Origin of the sequence: Aquabacterium sp. NJ1 (genome assembly GCF_000768065.1) — a bacterium.
In the GTDB taxonomy this organism is placed as follows: Bacteria; Pseudomonadota; Gammaproteobacteria; order Burkholderiales; family Burkholderiaceae_C; genus Aquabacterium.
Map to the genome: position 1 here is coordinate 1,797,385 of NZ_JRKM01000001.1, position 19,937 is coordinate 1,817,321.

The 19,937-nt window shown below is 65.2% G+C and carries 11 protein-coding genes; 1 reads left to right on the forward strand and 10 read right to left on the reverse strand.

The genetic code is table 11. The features are described 5' to 3' along the window. Positions 1 to 13: 13 nt before the first annotated feature. Positions 14 to 1,315 carry an efflux RND transporter periplasmic adaptor subunit gene (locus JY96_RS07730; protein ID WP_369796130.1) on the reverse strand — a complete coding sequence of 434 codons (1,302 nt, stop codon included), beginning with the start codon at positions 1,313 to 1,315 and terminating at the stop codon, positions 14 to 16. 137 nt (positions 1,316 to 1,452) lie between these two features. On the opposite strand from JY96_RS07730, the gene JY96_RS07735 reads away from it, so the two are divergent. Next, entirely contained in the window at positions 1,453 to 2,061 is a 609-nt protein-coding gene (locus JY96_RS07735) for a TetR family transcriptional regulator (protein WP_035036388.1), read from the forward strand. A gap of 29 nt (positions 2,062 to 2,090) precedes the next feature. Here the strand turns inward: JY96_RS07735 and JY96_RS07740 are convergent, their stop codons facing one another. From JY96_RS07740 to JY96_RS07780, 9 genes are all read right to left on the reverse strand, one after another. Further along, a complete protein-coding gene (locus JY96_RS07740) occupies positions 2,091 to 2,774 on the reverse strand; it encodes a histidine phosphatase family protein (protein ID WP_035041649.1) in 684 nt (227 codons plus the stop codon). Positions 2,775 to 2,824: 50 nt separating this feature from the next. Continuing rightward, a complete protein-coding gene (locus JY96_RS07745) occupies positions 2,825 to 3,157 on the reverse strand; it encodes a DUF1840 domain-containing protein (protein WP_035036394.1) in 333 nt (110 codons plus the stop codon). A gap of 62 nt (positions 3,158 to 3,219) precedes the next feature. Further along, positions 3,220 to 3,891: a hypothetical protein gene (locus tag JY96_RS07750; RefSeq protein WP_152606396.1), complete on the reverse strand. Its 672-nt coding sequence runs from the start codon at positions 3,889 to 3,891 to the stop codon at positions 3,220 to 3,222. After that, a complete protein-coding gene (locus JY96_RS07755; protein WP_200883452.1) occupies positions 3,878 to 5,584 on the reverse strand; it encodes a putative porin in 1,707 nt (568 codons plus the stop codon). Before JY96_RS07755 ends, JY96_RS07750 begins: the two co-directional genes overlap by 14 nt. 16 nt (positions 5,585 to 5,600) lie before the next feature. Beyond that, positions 5,601 to 6,287, reverse strand: coding sequence for a hypothetical protein (locus JY96_RS07760; RefSeq protein ID WP_052162253.1), 687 nt, complete (start codon positions 6,285 to 6,287; stop codon positions 5,601 to 5,603). A 9-nt stretch (positions 6,288 to 6,296) separates the two neighbouring features. Beyond that, on the reverse strand, positions 6,297 to 6,698 hold the full coding sequence (locus JY96_RS07765) for a biopolymer transporter ExbD (RefSeq protein ID WP_035036400.1): 402 nt from the start codon (positions 6,696 to 6,698) through the stop codon (positions 6,297 to 6,299). A gap of 14 nt (positions 6,699 to 6,712) precedes the next feature. After that, positions 6,713 to 7,120, reverse strand: coding sequence for a biopolymer transporter ExbD (locus tag JY96_RS07770; RefSeq protein ID WP_035036401.1), 408 nt, complete (start codon positions 7,118 to 7,120; stop codon positions 6,713 to 6,715). Between the two features lie 13 nt (positions 7,121 to 7,133). Beyond that, positions 7,134 to 8,840, reverse strand: a complete 1,707-nt coding sequence (locus JY96_RS07775) for a DUF2341 domain-containing protein (RefSeq protein WP_035036402.1) — start codon at positions 8,838 to 8,840, stop codon at positions 7,134 to 7,136. A 173-nt stretch (positions 8,841 to 9,013) separates the two neighbouring features. Further along, positions 9,014 to 19,903 carry a filamentous haemagglutinin family protein gene (locus JY96_RS07780; RefSeq protein WP_035036404.1) on the reverse strand — a complete coding sequence of 3,630 codons (10,890 nt, stop codon included), beginning with the start codon at positions 19,901 to 19,903 and terminating at the stop codon, positions 9,014 to 9,016. Positions 19,904 to 19,937 lie beyond the last annotated feature (34 nt).

Sequence of the window (19,937 nt, forward strand, 5' to 3'; positions counted from 1 at the left end):
GGCGGCGCTCCTCTCAGCGTGCAGCGGCCGAGGCAGCCGAAGATGCAGCGGCGGCAGGTGCAGCAGCGGCAGCCTGTTGCGGCGACCAGGGCACGGCCTTCACGGGGGCCTTGGGGTTCATCATCTTCTGGAAGCCATCGACCATGACCTGCTCGCCAGCCTTCAGGCCGCCCAGCACGATCCATTCATTGCCGCGAGCACCGCCCAGCTTGACGGGGCGCGGGCTGACCTTGCCTTCGGCGTCCACCACCATCACGATGTCGCCCTGGCTGCCGCGGGTCACGGCCTGTTGAGGCAGCAACATGCCGCCATCCACCTCGGCCTGTTCCAGGCGCACGCGCACATACATGCCGGGCAGCAGCAGCCCTTGCGGGTTGGGCAGCTCGGCGCGCAGCGAGACCTGGCCGGAGGTGGGGTCCACGCTCAGGTCAGAGAACAGCAGCTTGCCCTGCAGCGGGTACTCGGTGCCGTCGTCCAACACCACGCGCACGGCCGCAGCCTGGTTGCCGAGCTTCTTGATGGTGCCGGCTTCCATGGCCTTCTTGAGCTTGATGACGTCGTTGGCCGACTGCGTGAAGTTCACGTACAGCGGGTTGACCTGCTGGATCAGGGCCAGCTGGGTGGCTTCACCCTGCCCCACCAGGGCACCTTCGGTCACCAGGGCACGGCCGATGCGGCCCGAGATGGGCGCCGTCACCGAGGCGTAACCCAGGTTGATGCTGGCGGTCTGCACGGCGGCCTTGGCGGCAGCCACGTCGGCCTGGGCCTGGCGTTGCGCCACCTGGGCGTTGAGGTATTCCTGCGGGCTGATGGCCTTGGCGGCCTGCAGCGGCTGGTAACGGTCAGCCAGGGCGATGGCTTGCGCCAGGTTGGCTTCGGCCTTGGCCTGGGTGGCCTTGGCGCTGTCCAGCGCGGCCTTGTAGGTGCTGGCGTCGATCTGGAACAAGGTCTGGCCGGCCTTCACGTCCGCCCCTTCGGTGAACAGGCGCTGCTGCAGGATGCCGGCGACGCGGGCGCGAACCTGGGCGGTGCGCAGGGCTTCCAGGCGACCCGGCAGCTCGGCCATCACGGGCACGCTTTGCGGCTGCACCGTCACCACACCCACCTGGGCAGGCGGCATGCCGCCACCGGGCTTGGCTGCGCCAGCGCCGGCCTGCTGGTCCTTCTGGCCGCAACCGGTCAGGAAGGAGGCGGCAACCGCACACAGGGCCAGCACGCCCACGGCATTGGCCGTCCAGCGCCAGAGCTGATCCTTGTTCACCAAGGGTGCCTTGGCTGCAGCAACCATGTTGTTTTCTTCTTGTGAAACTGCCATCTCACGACTCGCCATGGGACACCTCTTGAAATACTTGCCTGGTCAACAATATGGGTGAGTATACATACACGTTTGTATGTATCAGCACGTATCGGCGACAATCACCCTCTGAATTCAACGGTTTTCTTCAACCCGTCATGCGCCGCACCAAAGAAGATGCACAACACACCCGCGAGAGCCTGCTGGACGCGGCCGAGCGGCTGTTTGCCGAACGGGGCGTGTCGCGCACCTCCCTGCAGGACATCGCCAAGGTGGCGGGTGTCACGCGGGGGGCGGTCTACTGGCACTTCCAGGACAAGGCCGAGCTGTTCAACGCGATGATGTCGCGCACCACCCTGCCGATGGAGGACACGCTCAAATCCATCGACACGGAGCGCGAAGCCAACCCGCTGGCGGAATTAAAAGCGTCCATGATGAACGTGATGCGGCGCATCGCGCATGACCCGCGCACGCAGCGGGTCTTTGACATCGCCACCCTGAAGGTCGAATACGTGGAAGAACTCTCGGGCATCCGGGATCGCCATCTGAACGTGCACGGCTCGTGCCAGAACCATGTCGAGGCCACCTTCCGCCGCGCGCAGGCGCTGGGGCAGATACGGGCTGATCTGGATTTGCATGTGCTGGCCGTGACCTACATGGCCCTGGTCAATGGCCTGATCCACAACTGGATGCTGGATCAGACCCGTTATGGCCTGGTGGATGCCGCCGATGCGAGCATCGACCTGTTTCTCAAGGGGCTGCGCTGAGCCAGCGTCGAACCAGCACGGAAGGCCCGTCAGGCGCGGCGGGCCACCATGCCGTCGGTGCGTTCGTCCAAGGCCACGGAAGAATCGATGCCGGGTTCATCCAGGTGGCGGTTGTCGGCCCAGCCCACCATGCTGAAGCCTTCACCGTTGTAGAGCAGGCGGTTGACGCTGGCGTTGGTGATCTTCCAGTTACGGGGCAGATCCAGTTCCAAGCCGTTGGCCGCGCGGTAGAAGCAATCGAGCACGCCGCCATGGGCCACCACGGCGATGCTTTGCCCCGGGTGCTGCTGGGCCAGACGTGTGAGGGCATCCAGGCAGCGGTCGTAGAAGGCTTGCAGGGTTTCGCCACCGTGCGGGCCATAAGCCGGATCACGTTCGCGCCAGCGGCGGGCCTCTTCGGGCCACTGAGCGGCCACTTCTTCCTGTGTCATGCCCTCGAAACGCCCGAAGTGGCGTTCGCGCAAGGTGTTGTCGAGCTTCAGGGGCAGGCCGGCAGCCTGGGCGACCGCCTCGGCGGTGTACCGGGCGCGCGCCAGATCGCTGCTGTAGATGGCGTGGAGTTCTTCGTCAGCCAGGGCCTGGGCCAGGCGCTCGGCTTGCCAGCGCCCCTTGCCATTGAGCGGGATGTCAATGTGGCCCTGGATGCGGGCCTCGGTGTTCCAGGCGGTTTCGCCGTGGCGGATGACAAGCAGGCGGGTGACGTGATCTGACATGGTCAAGATCATGCCTCAGGTTTGCTGCACCGCACAACACCCTGACTGAATCACACACCCCAGACGATGGGTTTGCTGGCGGCCTGCGCCTCTTCGATCATCTTGACCAGCGGCCAGGCGCGCTTGCGCAGGCTGACCTTCTCATCCTGGAAGGCGGGCTCGGCGCGGGCCTGCGCCTCATCGGCGTCCGCATGGGGATCGACGGGGGCGGGCTCGGGCTGGTCGGGCAGCGCCTTGAGCACCAGCAGCGCGGCAGGCATGTCTTCAGGGGTCAGGATGCCCTGCCCTTCAGCGGACTTGCCCAGCACACGCAAGACGGCGGCGGCATGGGCTTGCACCATCACCAGATCGCCGGTGGCCTGGCTTTTGAACTTCACGGGCATGGGGCGGCTTTCATCTTCATCATCGAGACGCCAGCCAGCTTACGCGCAAATTCAGGCCTTCATCAAGGCGAGGCAAGCTTCAGGCGCGCGGCATCCAGCTTGTCCTGGTACTGGGCCTTGGTGTTCTCCAGCGTGACACGGGCGGTCTGGATGAAGGGCTCGTTGCTGACCAGCACCTCGCCCAGGCCCTTGTGCTCATAGCGCGCGAGCAACTCGGTGCCGAGTTCGTACAGGGCGGCATTCTGCGTGCGGCACTGGTCATGCTGCTCGCCCAGGGCCTTGAGGCTGGCTTGTGTGGCGGCCAGGGTCGCAGCAGCCTGATGGCTCTGTTGGGTGGCCTGCGACTTGCTCTCTTCCAGGGCCTTTTGCAGTTGCGAGACCTGCTCGGCGAGCTGAGCCTTGTCCTGCTTGAGCGTGCTCAGTTCGGTTTCGAGAGACTGCACACGGCGTGTGGCGGCGCTGGCGGCGCGGCGCTGGGCTTGCGCATCACCTTGTGCGGATTGCAGGCTGGCAGCCATGGCCGCCTTGTCGGCATTGGCCCTGGCCTGGGCTTCCTGCACCGCGGTGTCCTTCTCCTGCTGTTGCTGGCGCAGTTGCAGCTTGAGGCGACGCAGTTGCTCCTGCTCGCGTTCACCCGAATCGGCCCAGGCATGCGTGGCCATGAACAAGGCCAGCAAGGCGGCCGTCATGAGGCGCCAGCCCACGCGGCGTGGCTGTTGATCAGAAGCGCACATTGAGGTCCACCTGCACGGAGTTCACGCGGTATCGCGCATTGGGTTCAAACTGGTCGTTGATGGGCGAGTCGATGGTGCGCGACGAGAGGTAGCGCAGGCCCAGGCCGGTGTTGCGATACAGGCCATAGGTGAAGCCCAGGGTGTAGCCCTGCACGTTGGTGCCACCCAGGCCGAGGTCGCTGTCGTTGAAGGCATCGAGCACGGCGTCCGAACCGAGGTAACGGTAGGACACGGCGGCCTGCCACTGGCCGGGGTCACGCACTTCGGCGGCACCGAAGGCGGCCTTGAGCTGGTAGCCCTTGTCCTTGCCACCCGGGTCCAGATTGAGGCCGGAGCGGCGCTGGAAGTCAGCCTTGTCGAAGCCCGTGTTCTTCACGAACTCGGCCGATAGCAGCAGGCTGTAGGGGCTGAAGTGGGTGAACTCGGCCGAGGCGGTCAGCACCAGGGGCTTGAACTGGTAGGCCAGACCCCATACCGGTGGCAACCCGGCGGGCGAAGCGGGGTTCGTTTCGAACAGCGTGTTGCCCTTCTGGCGCAGGCCGGCAGCGTATTCATACTGGCCATAGGTGGCACCAGGCTGCAGCGTTGTCTTGCCATCAACGGTTGCAATGGTGTAGTCCTGATCCTGGCGGCCGGCCAGGTTCTTGTACTGGTAGTAGGCCAGGCCGAACTTCAGGCGCGTGCGCTCGGCGGGCACCCAGCTGGCGCCAGCCTGCGCGCCGTACAACCAGCGTCCACCACGGGTGGGCGGGGTTTCTTCACGCAAGGGGAAGGCGCCCACGGTGGCAAAGGGCACGAAGCTGGCTTCGGGCTGCTCCCAGCGCGCCGTGGTGGCCAGGCCTTCGAAATTGAGGTTCTCACTCCAGATCATGTCGGTGCTGAACCAGGGATTGGGGAAGCGGCCGGCCAGCACGTCCACGCCTTCAACCGGGGTCAGGCGCACGAAGGCGCGGTCCACGAGCAAGGGGTACTTGTTGAGGCTTTGGCCCAAGGTCTGGTTGGTGGAGACGCGGTCGGTGGCGCTGCCCGTGGCCAGGCGCACGCCCACGCCCACTTCGTCCGACACCTTGGCGGTGATGCCCAGGCGCAGGCGGATGCGTTCGCGGTTGCGGTTGTCGGTGGTCGCCCCCGTGGCCACGTCCGAGTTGGCCGGCAAGTAGCTGGCGAAATCAGCGGCACGGATGATGCCGTCGTTGAGGCTTTCGCTGGCCAGGTAGTAGTAGGCGGGGGTGTTGGTGTTGCCGGCGTGGTCGGACTGGTAGCGGAAGCGGAAGTCGCCATCGACCTTGATGCGGTCCGTCCAGGCCGCGGAGGCATTGGGCACGCCCCAGCGCTCGGCACGGGCTTGCGTGAGCACCTCTTCCTTGACCTCGTTGCGGATCTGGGCCTTCATGGCCTCCGACACGTAGGGGATGCGTTGCACGGGCTTGGCTTCAGCGGCCGTTGGGGTCGCAGCTGCCGTTGCGGCCGTGGCGGCCGGTTTGGCCTGCGCCTGCTTGAGCATGGCGTCTGCGGCATCACGGCTGAGCACGCCCTTGTCCACCAGGGCGTTGATCAGGCCCAGCGTGGTCTGGCGCAGCGCTTCAAGCGATTCGCGTTCGTCGGCATGGGCCAGGCCCGCGTGCAGGGTGAGGCTCAGGGCCAGGCTCAGGGTGGTCAGTTGGGGCCACCGGCTTGTCTTCATGGGTTTCATGGCTTCACTTCAAGGGTCAACCGGTCATGCGGTTGGAGATGCCCAGCCGCACCGGCTGGCGGATGCCTGTCGGCATGTCGGAGATGGGGGGCAGACGCGCGAATGAATCACGCAAGGCCTGGTCGATCTTGTCGTCGCCGGTCGGGGCGTCGAGCTGCACGCGCTGGATCACGCCGTGTTCATCGAGCCAGACACTGACCTTGACGCGGTAGTCACCCAGCTTGATGGACTTGTCACGCGCCAGGGCCAGCTGGATGTGCCTTTGCAGACGGCGACCGAACAAGGCCTCTTGCAGGCGGTCGCCACCACCCTGCCCTGTGCCGATCTCGCCCTTCTGGTATTCGTTGTTCACCGAACCTGCGGAGAAGGCACTGGGGCCGTCACCAGCGGCACCTTCCATCTTGAGCTGCTCGGGCTCGGGCGCCTTGTCCAGCGGCTTTTGCTCTTCCTGCTGGGGCTGCGGCTTTTGCTCCTTGAGCTCGGGCTCGGGCTTCTTTTCCTGCGGTGGGGGCGGTGGCGGCGGGGGCGTATCGGGCAAGACCGCGATCTTCACGGTCTGGCGCTTGGGGCCCGTGCTGCCGGCGTGAAACGAGGTCACGGCCCAGTAGATGAGCCCTGCCAGTGCCAGCAGCGCGCAGGCCAATGCCAGCTTGCCGCCCCAGCCCTCACCGTCTTCGTCGTGAACGTCATCAACCACGGCCATGGGTGCTCCTCATGTGCCGATGCGGGCCGTGACCAGCCCCATCGACACTTCCAGCTTGTTGCACAGGTCGATGACGGCCACGACCTTGGCGTACTGCGTGCGCGAGTCACCCTTGATGGCCACGCTCATCTTGGCGTCCTCGGCCTTGGCCTGCTGCAAACGCGTTTCCAGCTCGGCCATGCTCACGGGCACGCCGTTGAGCGCGAGCGTGCCTTCGGGCAGCACCTGCACCACCTTGAGCGGGTGCTTCTCGGTGCTGGGCTTGTTGCTGGGCTTGGGCATGTTGACGCTCAGGCCCTGCACGGAGGCCGTCGTCATCAGGATGAACACCACGAGCAGCACGTACGCCAGGTCCAGCATGGGCGTGACGTTGATGGTGTCGTAGGGTTTGGCGTCGTCTTGAACTTGCATGGGGTGTCCCGCCTTTACTGCAGGCGCTTGGTCGCCAGGCCGATCTCGGTGATGTCGAGCTTCTTGGCGATTTCCAGCACAGCCATGACCTTTTCGTACTGCGTGGCGGCATCGGCCTTGAGCACCACGGGCAAGGCCGGGTTGGCAGCCTTGTACTGCGCCAGAGAAGACTGGAGCTGGTCCAGGCTCACGGGGTAGGCATCGAGGTAGACCTGGCCATCGGCCGTGATCGTGATGCCGCGGGTCTGCGGCTTGGCCAGGTTGTTGGTGGCCTGGGTCAGGGGCGGCTGGACCTTCACGCCCTGCACGGAGGCCGTGGTCATGATGATGAAGGTCACCAGCAGCACATACGCGAGGTCCAACATCGGGGTGATGTTGATGTCGTCGTAAGGCTGGTTATCCGCTTTGACGTCGCCGGCCATGGTGTGCCCCTGCTCAGCGTGCGCCGTAGGTTTCGGCCACGCGGGTCACGAACTCGTCGACGAAGATCTGCATGTCCGACGAGATGTTCTTGATGCGGGAGGCCAGGTAGTTGTAGCCGAACAGCGCAGGAATGGCCACGCCCAGGCCGGCCACGGTGGCCAGCAAGGCGGCCGCGATACCGGGGGCGATGGCGTTGACGTTGACGTCGCCCGCCGCTGCAATGGCCGCGAAGGTGATCATCACGCCCACCACGGTACCCAGCAGGCCCAGGAAGGGACCGCCGGAGATGGCGATGGTCAGCAGCACCATCTTGGAGTTGAGCTCGTGGCTCTCGCGCACAAGGTCAGCGTCGATGGCCGCCTTGACGGCGTCGATGGAGGCGCCCGACAAGGCTTTCGCGTCGGCCTTGCCCACATCGCGCTTGTTCAACTCGCGCAGACCGGCTTCATACAGACGTTGCAGCGAGGAGTGCTTGAGCGCCTTGGCTTCGATCTGCATCACATCACGCGCATCGCGGAAGCGTTGCAGGAAGGCGCGGTTGGCCTTGTCGGCGCGGCCGACGAACACGGCCTTGGCATACATGACCCAGGCCGCCACGGCGAACATCACGCCCAGGATGCCGATCACCACCCAGGCGTCCACCGTGAGGTTGCCCACGAGGATGCCGAAGTAACCGGGCTCGCTGCCGCCCTCCTTGGCGGTATCCGGCGTCTGGCTGACACCGGCCACCAGCTTGGCATCGGCGCTTTGCGCGGCATGCGCGAACTTGAGCCAGTCGGCGCTGCGCACGGTGCTGGCGATTTCCAGCTCGTCGATCTGGGCGGCCAGGCCCTGGCCCAGGCTGATCTCGCCTTCAATGGGTGTGGTCGACGCGGCCAGGTCAGCCTGTGCCGCTTGTTCGCCGTTGAGGAACAGCGTCAGCTTGTTGTTGCCCACCACCACGGCCACATGGGCCCAGGCGGAGGCTGGCAGTTCGCCGCCGATGGCTTGCACCTTGCCCAGGTCCGCCTGCAGCTTGCCGGCGTTCAGGGCGATGGTCAGCGGGGCCTGCTTGAAGATGATCCCGGTGAGCGCGCCGGGCTTGATCCACAGGCTGACGGTGTAAGGGCCGGAGGCCGAGGCCTTGAGCTTGTCGCTGGCGGGGATCACCAGGGGCTGCTGGCCGTCGAGCTTGGCGGCAGGGCCGATCAGGCCATTGGTTTCACGCGGCACGGGCGCCGAGGTGGCGAGCTGGCTGACGGCATCTTGCGCGGCGGCGCCGTCCTTGCCCGCGAACGAGAAGGCGGCGCTCATGCTGCCGTCGTACACGGCGGTGGAAACCGATTCAGCCGCGGCCTTGTCATTGCCGGCGTAGACGTACACCACGTTCTTGTCGGTGCCGGGCGCCACGCTGGGCAACTGCACCCAGACCACGGCCAGCTCGTTGGCACCGTCAAAACGTTCAACCCAGTACCTCAACGGCGTCTTGTCATCGGCCGCGACCACGCGCAGGTCCGAGCCATCGGGCTTGGCCGACAGGAAATCGAAGTTGCCGGAATGCAGGCGCACCGGCACCACCACGCCCGACAAGGCTTCCTTGGTTTCCACACCTTGGGCTGTGGTGTTCAAGGTGATCTTGGCCCGGGCCTTCCAGTCACCGTTCCACCAGGCGTGGGCAGAGGTGGAGAAAAGGCCGCCCATCAGGGCCGCACCCAACATCAAGGATCTGACAGTGTTCATGGGGATCAGTCCGCGTCCAAATACAAACGGTTATTGTCAAAAGCACATGTGTCGCCCTCGGGAAAACGCATGATCCGGAAGGACCACCGCTGACGACGAAGGGGTGTCATGGCTTAGTCACAAAGGACCGACACCCCGCAGACGGGGGTGTCGGTTCGAGCGCCAGTCGGGCCTCAGCGCTTGGCGCAGGCCTTGGCCTTGTCCTTCTTCTCGTCGTCTTCGCAAGCCTCGTTGCCGGCTGCAGGGGCGGGGTTGCCGGCGGCAGGCGCATTCGCGTCATCGCCCATGCCCAGCAGGTCCACGGTCACCACGGAGGCGGGGTCCTTGGCCTTGCCTTCCTGGCTGGCTGCGGCAGCTTGCGCACCAGCGGCGGTCTGGCTGGGCACGCTGGTGTTGACGTTGATGGCCACGTTGACGGAGACCGCAGGCGGTGCACCGTTGACCTTGCCGGCGATGTTGTCGCCACCCTTGACCACCTGGGCACCGATGTTGATCTCGCCGCCGCCCTCGTTGCGGATCTGTGCATCCAGGGCTCGGATTTCACCGTTGGGTGCGTTGAGGTAGACCTGGCCCACCGAGGCGCCTTCAGACGACTTGAGGCGGCCGATACCACTGCCGGTGGTCAGCGGCGGCAACTGGAAGCTCACGCTGCCATCGCTGTTGCGCACGGCCACAGGCGGCGGCACGGTCACGTCGGTGTTGGCGCCGCGGCCGGCATCCAGGCTGCCGTAGGAGGACCACAGCATGATGTCGCCATTGCCCACCACGAAAGCCTTTTGCGCATTGACGAGGAAGTCCCCGGCCGACATGGCGCGGATGCTGCCGCCGCCATAGGTGACCAGGCCGTGCTCCTTGGCTTCTCTTTGGTCCTGCTGCTTCACCGTCAGTGCATTGAGGCCCACCAACACACCACCACCAGGCGTCAGGATGTCGATGCCGCCGGTGTTCAGGTCACCACTGCCCTGGGTCTGCACGCCGCTGCCGGCGATCTGGATGTCACCGACGAACTGGAAGCCCTTGCCCAGGCCAGCCAGATCGATGGCGGCGAAGGCCTTGTCGTACAGGGCCTGGCGCTTGGCGGTGGCCAGCGCGTTGGCAGCAGGGTCCAGTGACAAGGGCACATCGGCCGCCGCCTTGCCCCAGACCTTGAGCTCGTTCATGAGCACATTGGTCTTGAACTGCGCAAAAGCGGTGCTGTCATACGCCGTGGCGGGGACGCCCAGCACCTGGGCCTTGTCCTGCCAGGCCTGGGCGTAGTCACTGCCGCTGCCCAGGTAGGCCTGAATGAAGGCCTTGTTGATCACCGCATTCGCGAAGGCGACCTGGTTTTCACGCGTGAAGCCCTTGTAGTAGCTCAGGGCCTGCTCATAGGCTGCGGCCTGGTCCGCAGGCAGATCGGTGTCCGCCAGTTGAAGCACCTGCTTCACATAGCTGACCAGATCGGCACGAGCGACCTCACCCGCGGGCATGAAACGCTGTGCGAAGGTGTCCACATCCAGCGTCTTGGCCATGCCGGCGGCCAGCGTGATCTTGGCGGAGTCCGCCGAGAGCTCGGTGTTGTACTTGTTGCCGATGGTGCGCACGCCGCCCGCTTCAACGAGGTCCATCTGGCGGCCCGCCTTGACTTGCAACTCGCCCGGTCCCGCCAGCGCGATGACGCCAGAACCACCACCCAGCGATGCGGTGAATGAGTCCGTGTTCCTGCCAACAATATTGCGGCCCGCTTCGATCAGCGTGACATCACCATCGTGGTACTGCTGACCCACGTAGGTCAACTGATTGATGTCCCGGCCAGCAGTGACTTCAGCGGCCTTCGGCAAGTTGAAGGACGCCCCAACAAAGCCAGCATCCGTGCTGCCGATGTCGCGCTCGGCGTGAATGTGGGCAGCGGTGGCGTCGCTCTCATGCAGCGTTGACGACGTCAGGCCGCCGATGCCCGTGACGGTGGGCGTACCACCCACCATATACCGCGGCCAGGCAACGAGCAAATTGCCGATACCAGAAACACCCACCGCTGACTGTAAACCCGGCCAGAGATCCAGACTGCCATCCGCCATGGACATGCGGGCACCGGAGCTCATCTTGATGTCTCGACCCGCATACAGATCCAATTGCCCCTGTGGCGAGGGGAACAAGGTCATCATCATGCCGCCGGAGGGCGTACTGAAGACCAGATCACCTGACAGAGCAGTCAGAGCCAAAGAAGGGGGAGTGACCATGCTCAAGGCGTAATTGGTCGCGTATGCGGTCGGCAGCTTGTCCGATCCCGCGATCTTGTCGAGTTGGTTCAGGTACTCCCTATAGCGGTCGCTTTCAGGTGTCCATTTCAGGTCACCCGAGATGCTGGTGACGGCCAAGCCCGCATCGGCGCCGTAGCTGAAGTAGGCCGACTGCTCGGCTTCCATGCGGCTGGATGCTGGCAGGATCGTCGGGTTGTATGCAACGGCCATGGTGACATCCTTGCCTGCCTGCAAGGCGACATGGCCATCCATCACCGCCACCACGGTCCCAACCTGTGGCACCTTGGCATTGACGCTGTCCCCCTTGGTGATGGCGCCACCAGCCTGAATCAGCGCGTTACCGCGGCCCAGGAAGTACACCCCACCCTTGATGTCCCCGCCAGCGCGCACATTGATGTCGCCGCCGTTGTCGACCAGCACCGTGCGCTCCCCTGTGGCGTCGTTCGTCACTTGCCTCATGGAAGTGGGTGACACCACGCCGAGGTTGTTGATCGACTGGCCGGCACGCACGTCGATGTTGCCGCCACCGAAGGAGCCCACACCTTGCTTGAAGTTGTCAAAGAAGCTGAACCATGAACCACCAAAGTCCTCGGTGGAGCCGGTGTGTTCGAACCAGTGGTTGATCAACTGCGCAGCGCCGGGCGCCACGATGTTGCCGCCCGCAGCCAGCGACACACGCCCGCCGTGGTTCGTGAACTGCGCCCAGCTATTGGGTGAGAACGACTGCCCAGCAGGCAGCTCGGCGAGCTGGCCGGCCGCGTACACCACCGCCTGAACCGGCGAGGCGCCCGTGCCTGGCTTGAGCTGGATGTCCTGTGCCGCGGCCAGCTCGATCGAGCCACTGGTGGTGCGCACCATCTTGCCGCCATCGATACGCAGGTTGCCCGTGGTGGCCCTGGCATCGGTCTTGAGCATGTTGGCCGCCGACAGGTCGGCCCCCGCCACCAGGCGGAAGGATGCGGCGGGCCCGGCCTGGATTGCCGTCGGTTCGCTGGCACCCGTGCCGATGCGGGTGGCCGTGGCAAAGCCATCGCTCAGGCTGCCCTTGATGTTGAGGGCACCTGCCGCGCGGATGGTGAGGTTCAAGGGCTCGCCGCCGGTGCGCTCTTCGGTCCACAGGTTCCAATCCCTGCTGACCTCGAAATCGCCGCTGGCGCGGATTTCCACGCCCGAGCGCAGGTGCGCATTGGCGAGTCCGCCCAGGCCCAGCGCGCTGGCGATGGCATCCTTGCTGGCCATGAAATCATCGTTGTCGGCGATCAGGCTCGTCTGGCCCAGCGTGGTGCCAAAGCTTGGCCCGGTCGACAGCTTGGTACCGGTGTAGACGCGCACGGCCTCCACCGTGAACTCACCCGCCTTGATCTTCGTGTTGGGGCCGATGGGGTCCACATTGACACGCAGTTCGTCGGGCAGGTTGCCATCGTCGTTGCGCTGGGCACGCACGATCACACGGCCGTCCTGTTCGTCGTCGCCTGCCGCAGACAAGGTCACGCCATCCTGGATACGGACCTGGCCTTCCGACGAAGCCAGCAGGATGTCGCCGCCATTGGCGCCTGCGCGCGAGGAATCAGCCCGCACATCCGTACCAATGATGAGGTCCTGCCCTGCCGCCAGCTGCACCACGCCACCTTGGGGCGCGCGGGCATCGATGCTGCCCTTGTGGGTCACCAGCTGGCCATTGGCCTGCAGCGTCTGGCTTTGGCCCAGCGACAGGCTGCCAGCGTCCGCGCTGATGAACACGCGCTGTGCGGTCAGCTCGGTGTTGAGCGATTGCGCGCCTTCACGGATGCGCCAGTCCACCTCGCGGTGCACGCCGCCGGCCTTGGTGATGTCGGCCAGGCGGTCCAGCGTGCCGTGTGTGATCGCCGCGGCCTGTGCGGCGGCAGACAAGCCCGCAACAGGCTCGTTGCTCAGGCGTTGCGCGTCCACAGCAAGGCTGGCCGACAAGCGGTCGCTGCCCGCGCTGCCCTTGAGGCTGGCTTTTTCGCCCACCACCAGTTGGCCGCGGTAGCCGTCGGTCGGGTTGAGGCCATTGGCCAGCAGCGTCACCGTGCCCGCAGCCTGGCCCTGGTCGGGCTTGCTGCTGGCCACCGGCGCCGACACGTCGATCTGGCCACGCCAGATCACATCACCCTGCACCGCCTGAACGGTGACGTCGCCACCGGGCGCGTCAACCGACCAATTCTGGCCCACCGGCTGGGTCCAGCCCGCAGCCCTGGTGACCGAGCGCTCGGTCAACGTCACGGTGTCGCGGCGCTGGGTGGTGTTGCCCTTGCCAAGGATGTTGATCTTGCCGGAGGCCACGTCCACCACGCCGTCCTGCACCACGCGTTCACCGCTGAGGCTCAAGGTGCCGCCTGCCCCCACGCGCTCACCCAGCGTGCGGGCGTTGGCGGCCGTTGTGATGGTCAAGGTGGCAGCACTGTCCACACCGTGCTCTGCCGAGTTGGTCGCGGTCACACGGGCTGCGGCCAGGGTGACATCACCCTGCGCGCCCAGCTTGCCCTGGCCATCGAACACGATGTCACCCTGGGATGACAAGGTGCTGTTGGCGAAAGCCAGGCGCTGTTCGCCTTGGCCGACGGTGATGCCACCCGTGGTCTTGTCCGAGATCACGGGCTCGGCCTGGATGTGCAGCGTCGACGATCCGGCTTCAGTCAACGACGGGGCAATGCCCGATGTGTTGCGCAAGGTGACGCTTTGCGCGGTCACGCTGACCGTGTCGGTGCGCTGGCCCAGGCCACGCAGCTGGGGCGCGTCCAGCACCACCTTGCGCAGCAGCGGCTTGCCATCCGCGCCACGCGCATCAAAGGCCTGTGAGCCCTTGAAATCGATGCTGCTGTAGCTGCGCAGCTGCATGCTGTCCGCACCCTTGAGCGAGTTCAGCAAGATGCCGTCCAGCGCCACCGCGCCCGCTGTGTCAGCCGCCCCGCCCACCACAGTACGCGGAGCACCCAGGCCAAACAGCTTGCTGTTGACCGTGGCGTTGGCATGGAGGTTCAGGCTCCTGGATGCGTCCAATTGAACCGCCTGGCCAGTCAACGTGGCCTGCCCGATGTTGAGCGTGCCCTTGTCCACCGTCACGCCGCTCAGATCACGGCGGATGTCGGTGTTGCTATTTTGGCTGACCACCACCGCCGCGCCCTGCCCCTGGATGGTGAGCTGGTTGGCCTTGTTGCTGACTGCGCCCTCGGCTGTCAGCTTGACACCATCGTCCACCGTGACGGTGTCAGACGCCACGGCGATCACCTCGCCCGCAGACAAGCTGCTGCTGGCCACACGCACCGTGCTGGTCCCGACCGTGGCCGTGGCCCCTTCCACCGTGCCCGTTCGGGTACCGCCCAGCATGATGCTGCCGGCATGCGTGCCGTTGAGCGACTGGGCTGACACGCGTGCCGAACCCTCCGCCACCTGAACAGTCGTGTCCCCGTCATCAACGACGGTCAAAGAAGGCATCGTGACGTCAAGCTGGCCTGCCGCCAAGGCGCCCTTGCCAGCCAGGTTGAACTGCCCCAGCAGGTCGAAGGCGCTCTGGGCCGTCAGCGACACGCGGCCGGCATCACCCGCCAGGCTGGGCAGCAAGGTGTCCAGCTGCACCGCACGGTCGGTGAGCAGGCTGTTGATGGACGTCAGCGCGTAGGCCGATTTGGCGCGGAAAGTCGCGGCCGATTCGAGCATGAAGGTCTGGCGAGGGTCGCCGCCCGTGATGGCCGTGCCCGTGGCCGTGCGCTGGCCGGACACGAACACACTGCCATCGTCCTGCGTGATCGCCTGGTTCAAGGTGCCGCCCGCGCCCACATTGGCCGCAGACACCAGCACGGCGCCTGGCAACAAGGCATAGCGCGAGGGCAGCAGGGTGTAGGTGCCCTTGGCCAGCACACCGTTGGCCGTGCTGATCGTGATCTTGTCGCCCGCTTGCAAGCTGCTGCCATTCAAGGCCGCGGACTTGACGATCTCGGTGTCATACGGCGCGAAGTCGTACTGGTAGTTGGGCAGCACGGCGAACAAGCCGGCGCGGTTGAGCGTGTCGGTGCTGCCACCCACGCCGCGGATGAATTCCCAGGCCTGCAGGTCACCACCTGCCTGAGCCTGGACGACGCTGGTGTTGCTCAGGCTGATGCCCTGGCCATTGATCTGGATACCCTTGGCCACGGGCAGGCCATCGAGGTTCTTCACCACGGGTGTCGTGGCGTTTGAATCAGTGGGGTTGGGCGTGTAGACCCAGTTGCGCTCATTGACCGTGGTGCCCACCGGCACCGTCACGCCGTCACCGGAAACGGACAAGGTGCTGCCTGCACCCAGGGTCACCTTGTTGACGGCATTGAGCGTCAGGGCACCGAAGGGCTGACGCAATACACCGTCGTGCTCGATGTCATCGGCCTGCAAGGTGAGCGAGGCCAGCGCCGTCAGCGGTGTGGCACTGGTCGAGCTGCCCGCCGATGGTTGCGCTGTCAGGAGCGAGGAATGGCCCAAAGCGCCTTGCACCGTGAAGTTGGACAAGGTGGAGGCGTAACTCTGGCCCGCGCGCAGCGTGAGCAGGCCGTCAAAACCCAGGTAGCCTGTCAAATCGACGCTGTTGATGTCGAACGTGCGGCCAATGAAGCGGATCTCGCCATCACGGCGGGTGTTGCCAAAGGACTTGTCCAGCGTGGCATTGAGGTCCACAGACTGCCAACCCTGGAGGGCCGACTTGCCGTGCACCTCGATGAGGCCGGCATTCACCGCCAGCGTGGCGTTGCCCGCTGCGGAAGCCGGGCGGCTGTCGGTGGTGGCGTCAAACTTGCTGATCAGGTTGACATCACCCAGTGCCACATAGCTGGCGCGCAGCTCGTGCGCACCACCGTCTTCGGCCTTCAAGACTGGCGAGGACACGGTGATGGCGCGCAGCTTCTGGCCATCGGCGGTGCCGATACTGGCACCCTTGTCCAGCACCACACGGTCGTCGGCACGCAGGCTGATGTGGTCAAAGCCGGCATCGGCCAGTTGCTGGGCTGACACGACACCTTCACCTTGTGTCTGCGCATGGGCCGCCACTTCAGCTTGGGTAGCCGTCACCCTCAGGACGCGGTCATTGGCATCGTAGGGCGTGGCGGTGATGGCCACCACATCGCTGTGCCCTTCCTTGCTGATCGAGGCCTGGAACAGGCCACCGCCCACGCTGCCATCGGGTGCCTGAGCCCGGATATCGCCCATGAGCGCAAAGCCGTTGGCACCGCCAACACTCACCGTACCCGCCCCCTGGCTGATGGTGGTGCCGCGGCTGCCTCGTCCAAGATTGATGTCTGCAGACTTGCCGCTGACGTCAATCAGGGCTGCGCCCGCCTGCTCGTTGGCGCCTTCCATGATGACGCGACCACGCTGCCCGCGCTGCTCACTGTCCTTGCTGTCGAGGTCGTAGTTCAGGGTGACCGTGCCGCCCCCCAGCACGGAACCTGTGACGCGCTCCCGGCCGTTCACGATCTGCGTCTGCGTGCGGGCGATGCCCGACACATCAATGCGAGAGCCCGCGCTCAAGCGAACCTCGTTATCAGACACGAAGCCCATGTCGTCGGAGGATTGCACGGTGCCGTTGTTGATGGAGCCGCCGGCGCGGTAGCCGCTCAGGTACAAGGCGACGGCGCCACCATGTGCTGTGACGCCAGTATCAGAGGACAACAAGATCTGACGACCGGCCGAGGCCGTGAAGCTGCCACCCGCTCCCAGATCAAGCTGTGCCCCCTGGCCGATGCGCACGCGCCCACCTTCCTTGTAGCCTTCTCGATTGTCCTGGCCCGGCTTGACCGCCGTGAGTGTCAGATTGATGGGTGCGCGCAGCGCGTCGTTCAACTCCGTGGTGATGAACAAGGCTGAACCATTCCCGCCCCCCAAACGCGCTGCGTCAAGCTGGTAGTTCTTCAATCGTGGCTTCAGTACCGTGCCGGCCGCCACGTCCACGTCACCAAGCGAGCTCAGCTCAAAGCTGCTAAAGCCGTTGTCACTGAAGAAGGCCGTGGACAAGCGCATATCATCCGTCTTGCCGCCCTGACCGATGGTCAGGCCCGATACGCCGTTGATGTTCAATGTGCCGCCGGACTGGAAGTCGTAGCCACTCAGACGCCCATCCAGCACCATTTTGCTGACCAATGGATTGGTCGACTCCAGGGTGAGCTCACCCGCCTTGCCGGTGGTGATGCCCCCCGTGTTGGCTCGCCAAACCCCAGCAGAGACATCCACCTGACTGGCCTTGCTCAGGTTCAACTCACCGTTCGCCTGGAGCGTCACCGAACCACCGTTCACGTCCAGTGGCGTCGTGCCATTGGCTTGTCCCAGCTCGTCAAGCTTGCTGCCTGATACGTCGATGGCTGCGCCTTCACCCAGCACCAAGTCACCGATGGCCAACAAGCTGACACTCCCGCCCTCAGCCTTGACCTGGCCATCGACCTGGATGCTGCCCACCGCTTTCGCGTTCAGCGCGCCGGTAGGGCCCAGGTTCAGGCTGGCATCCTTGTTCACGTTCAGGCCCGCGGCATACACCGTCAGGCCGGCAAAGCCGCCCTTGCTCAAGGTATCGGCCGTGAGCTGGTTGTGCAGCGGTGAAGCACTGACCTGTTGCATCACGGCCGCGTCGTCCACGCCGGACACCGAGCCCAAGCTGCTGGAACGCGCCCCGCTCACGGTGACGCCATCCATGTTGATGGCCATTTTGTCGGAGAAGCCCAGCGTCAAGCTCGCACCCAAGGGCCGAACCGACCCATACAAATCCGGTCGTTTGCTCAAGTCCACCTTGGACGAGATGGCGCCGCCGCGCTGGTACGGGCCGACCACCACGTCGCCCTTGAGCGTGCCTTCACCCACGTAGAACTGCGGCGCGAACAACTGGATCTCGCCGCCATCCTTGCCTTCCACGTAGCTGGCCTGCAGGGTCGATGCACCGCGGCCGCTGCCGGAGATCAGCTCGTCGTACTGGACGCCGGCCTGGGCATCTTCCAGCCTGACCAGCGTGTTGCCCTTGCGCAGCAGGCTGCTGGTGACGGCACCTGCCTGGTAGACCACGCTGCCGCCCGACACATCCACCTTGGCACCATCGGCCAACACGGTGCTGCCTTGCGCCTGGATCTTGACCGTGCCGGCCTTGGTCGAAATTTCTTCAGCAGTGCGGCCCACCAGGTTGTAGAAGCCGGTCACATTGGCGACCTTGACCACGCTGCGCGCATCGGCGGACACCTCGCTGCGGTACAGCACGCCGCCGCGTTGAACCGGTGAATCGGCCAGCTCATTGGCAAAGAGGCGCCCATTGAGTTGGTTGCGGCTCATGGGCAGCGTCACGTCACGCAAGCCCGCAGCGCTGATCAAGGCACCGTCCTCCACCACGATGCTGCTGTTGTCTTTGCTCAAGCTGGCCGAGGTGCCAAACAAGGCCGACTGGGTCGCATCTTCTGCGGCCAGCAAGTTGATCTTGCCATTGGGGGCCACCACCTGGGCCCCACCCTGCACACGGATGCTGGCGCCGCTGATCTCGATGCGCGACTGGCTGAAGGTTTCCGCATCCGTCTGCGTGGGTGCTTCAAACTTTTTGGTCTCCTCGTTGTAGACCTGTGCGCTGGAGGGGGTGACCTGGGTCACGCTGCCCGCCCCCAGTTCGACCGCGCCCAATTGCCCGGCGATACGTGGTGTGGCATTGCTGTCCGACGAGGTGACAGCCGGCGAGCTGCCTGCGATATAGGCCGCGGTGGACTTCTGCGCCTGCAGGTAGATGCTGCCGTTCTGCCCCTTCACCGCCGTGGTGGCCGTGAGGATGCCGTTGTTGCGCACGGTCAGGCCCACCAGGTTGATGGAGCCTTGCTCGGCCACGATCTGGTTGACCTTCCTGGCCAGGCCAGCGGTATCGTCCGGCGTGCTGTTGTCGACCGTTTTGCCATCCACCGTGCGGTACTCGGCTGCGGTGGCGTTCTCCACGGTGTTGACGCCTGCGGGGCCCGATGCGAACGGGTCCACGGCCACGAGCAGGCCACGTTGCGCCGGGTCCAGCGAGCTGTAGAGGTAGACCTTCTGGCCAGCGGCTAGCACGGTCTGGCCCTTGGGGGTTTCGATCGTGCCTTCGTTGTAGACCTTGGGCGCGATCATCAGCACATCGCCGCCCGCCAGGGCCTTGACCTCGGCACCGCGCTCGATCGTGATGAAGCCATTGGGATCGGCATCGTCGCCGCCGAACATCACCTGCCCATCGCGGTTGGCGCGCAGGCCCTTGCTGATGGCCTCTTCGGTCATCTTCAAGGCGGTGGTCACGAAGCGGCCCGTCTGCACGCGTGCTGTGGCGCCGAAAATCACACCGTGCGTGTTCTCCAGGATCACCTCGCCATTGGCCGTGATCTTGCCCATGACAACGGTCGGGTTCAGGTCCCAGATGCGGTTGTAGGCCGAGCCGCCCTTGGGCTGGTTGAACAACACGCTGTAGTCGGCGCCCACATTGAAGCTGTCCCAGTTGATGATGACCCGGTTGTCGTACTGGTCGATCTGGGTGGTGAGGCCATCCGGGTTGGTGACCTTGAACTGCGAAGCCTTGCCCGCGTCGCGCGCGGCACTCCACACGGGGCCGGTGTTGCGCGCGATGTTGAAAGTGGAGGCGCGCATCATGGTGTCCACGATGCTGCGGTTGGCTGATGGGGTCACATCCCGGGCATCCGCCACGCCGCTCAAGGCCATGGACACCAGCGTCACACCGGCCACGGCGCGCGCACGGGTCTGGCCGCCCGCGGCCTTGCCTGCGGCACGCACGTTCTCGGCGGCGGGCACACGCATGCCGCGCTTGCGATCAAAAACCAGACGGTGGATGTGCTTGTTCATGTCAACTGCTCCAAGGGGTTCGCTGCGGGCCGGA

Coding starts and splice junctions, on each gene's coding strand:
- JY96_RS07750 (WP_152606396.1), bottom strand. CDS start 3,891: ATGTGCGCTTCTGATCAACAGCCACGCCGCGTGGGCTGGCGCCTCATG.
- JY96_RS07770 (WP_035036401.1), bottom strand. CDS start 7,120: ATGGCCGGCGACGTCAAAGCGGATAACCAGCCTTACGACGACATCAAC.
- JY96_RS07780 (WP_035036404.1), bottom strand. CDS start 19,903: ATGAACAAGCACATCCACCGTCTGGTTTTTGATCGCAAGCGCGGCATG.
- JY96_RS07745 (WP_035036394.1), bottom strand. CDS start 3,157: ATGCCCGTGAAGTTCAAAAGCCAGGCCACCGGCGATCTGGTGATGGTG.
- JY96_RS07775 (WP_035036402.1), bottom strand. CDS start 8,840: ATGAACACTGTCAGATCCTTGATGTTGGGTGCGGCCCTGATGGGCGGC.
- JY96_RS07740 (WP_035041649.1), bottom strand. CDS start 2,774: ATGTCAGATCACGTCACCCGCCTGCTTGTCATCCGCCACGGCGAAACC.
- JY96_RS07730 (WP_369796130.1), bottom strand. CDS start 1,315: ATGGCAGTTTCACAAGAAGAAAACAACATGGTTGCTGCAGCCAAGGCA.
- JY96_RS07765 (WP_035036400.1), bottom strand. CDS start 6,698: ATGCAAGTTCAAGACGACGCCAAACCCTACGACACCATCAACGTCACG.
- JY96_RS07755 (WP_200883452.1), bottom strand. CDS start 5,584: ATGAAACCCATGAAGACAAGCCGGTGGCCCCAACTGACCACCCTGAGC.
- JY96_RS07760 (WP_052162253.1), bottom strand. CDS start 6,287: ATGGCCGTGGTTGATGACGTTCACGACGAAGACGGTGAGGGCTGGGGC.
- JY96_RS07735 (WP_035036388.1), top strand. CDS start 1,453: ATGCGCCGCACCAAAGAAGATGCACAACACACCCGCGAGAGCCTGCTG.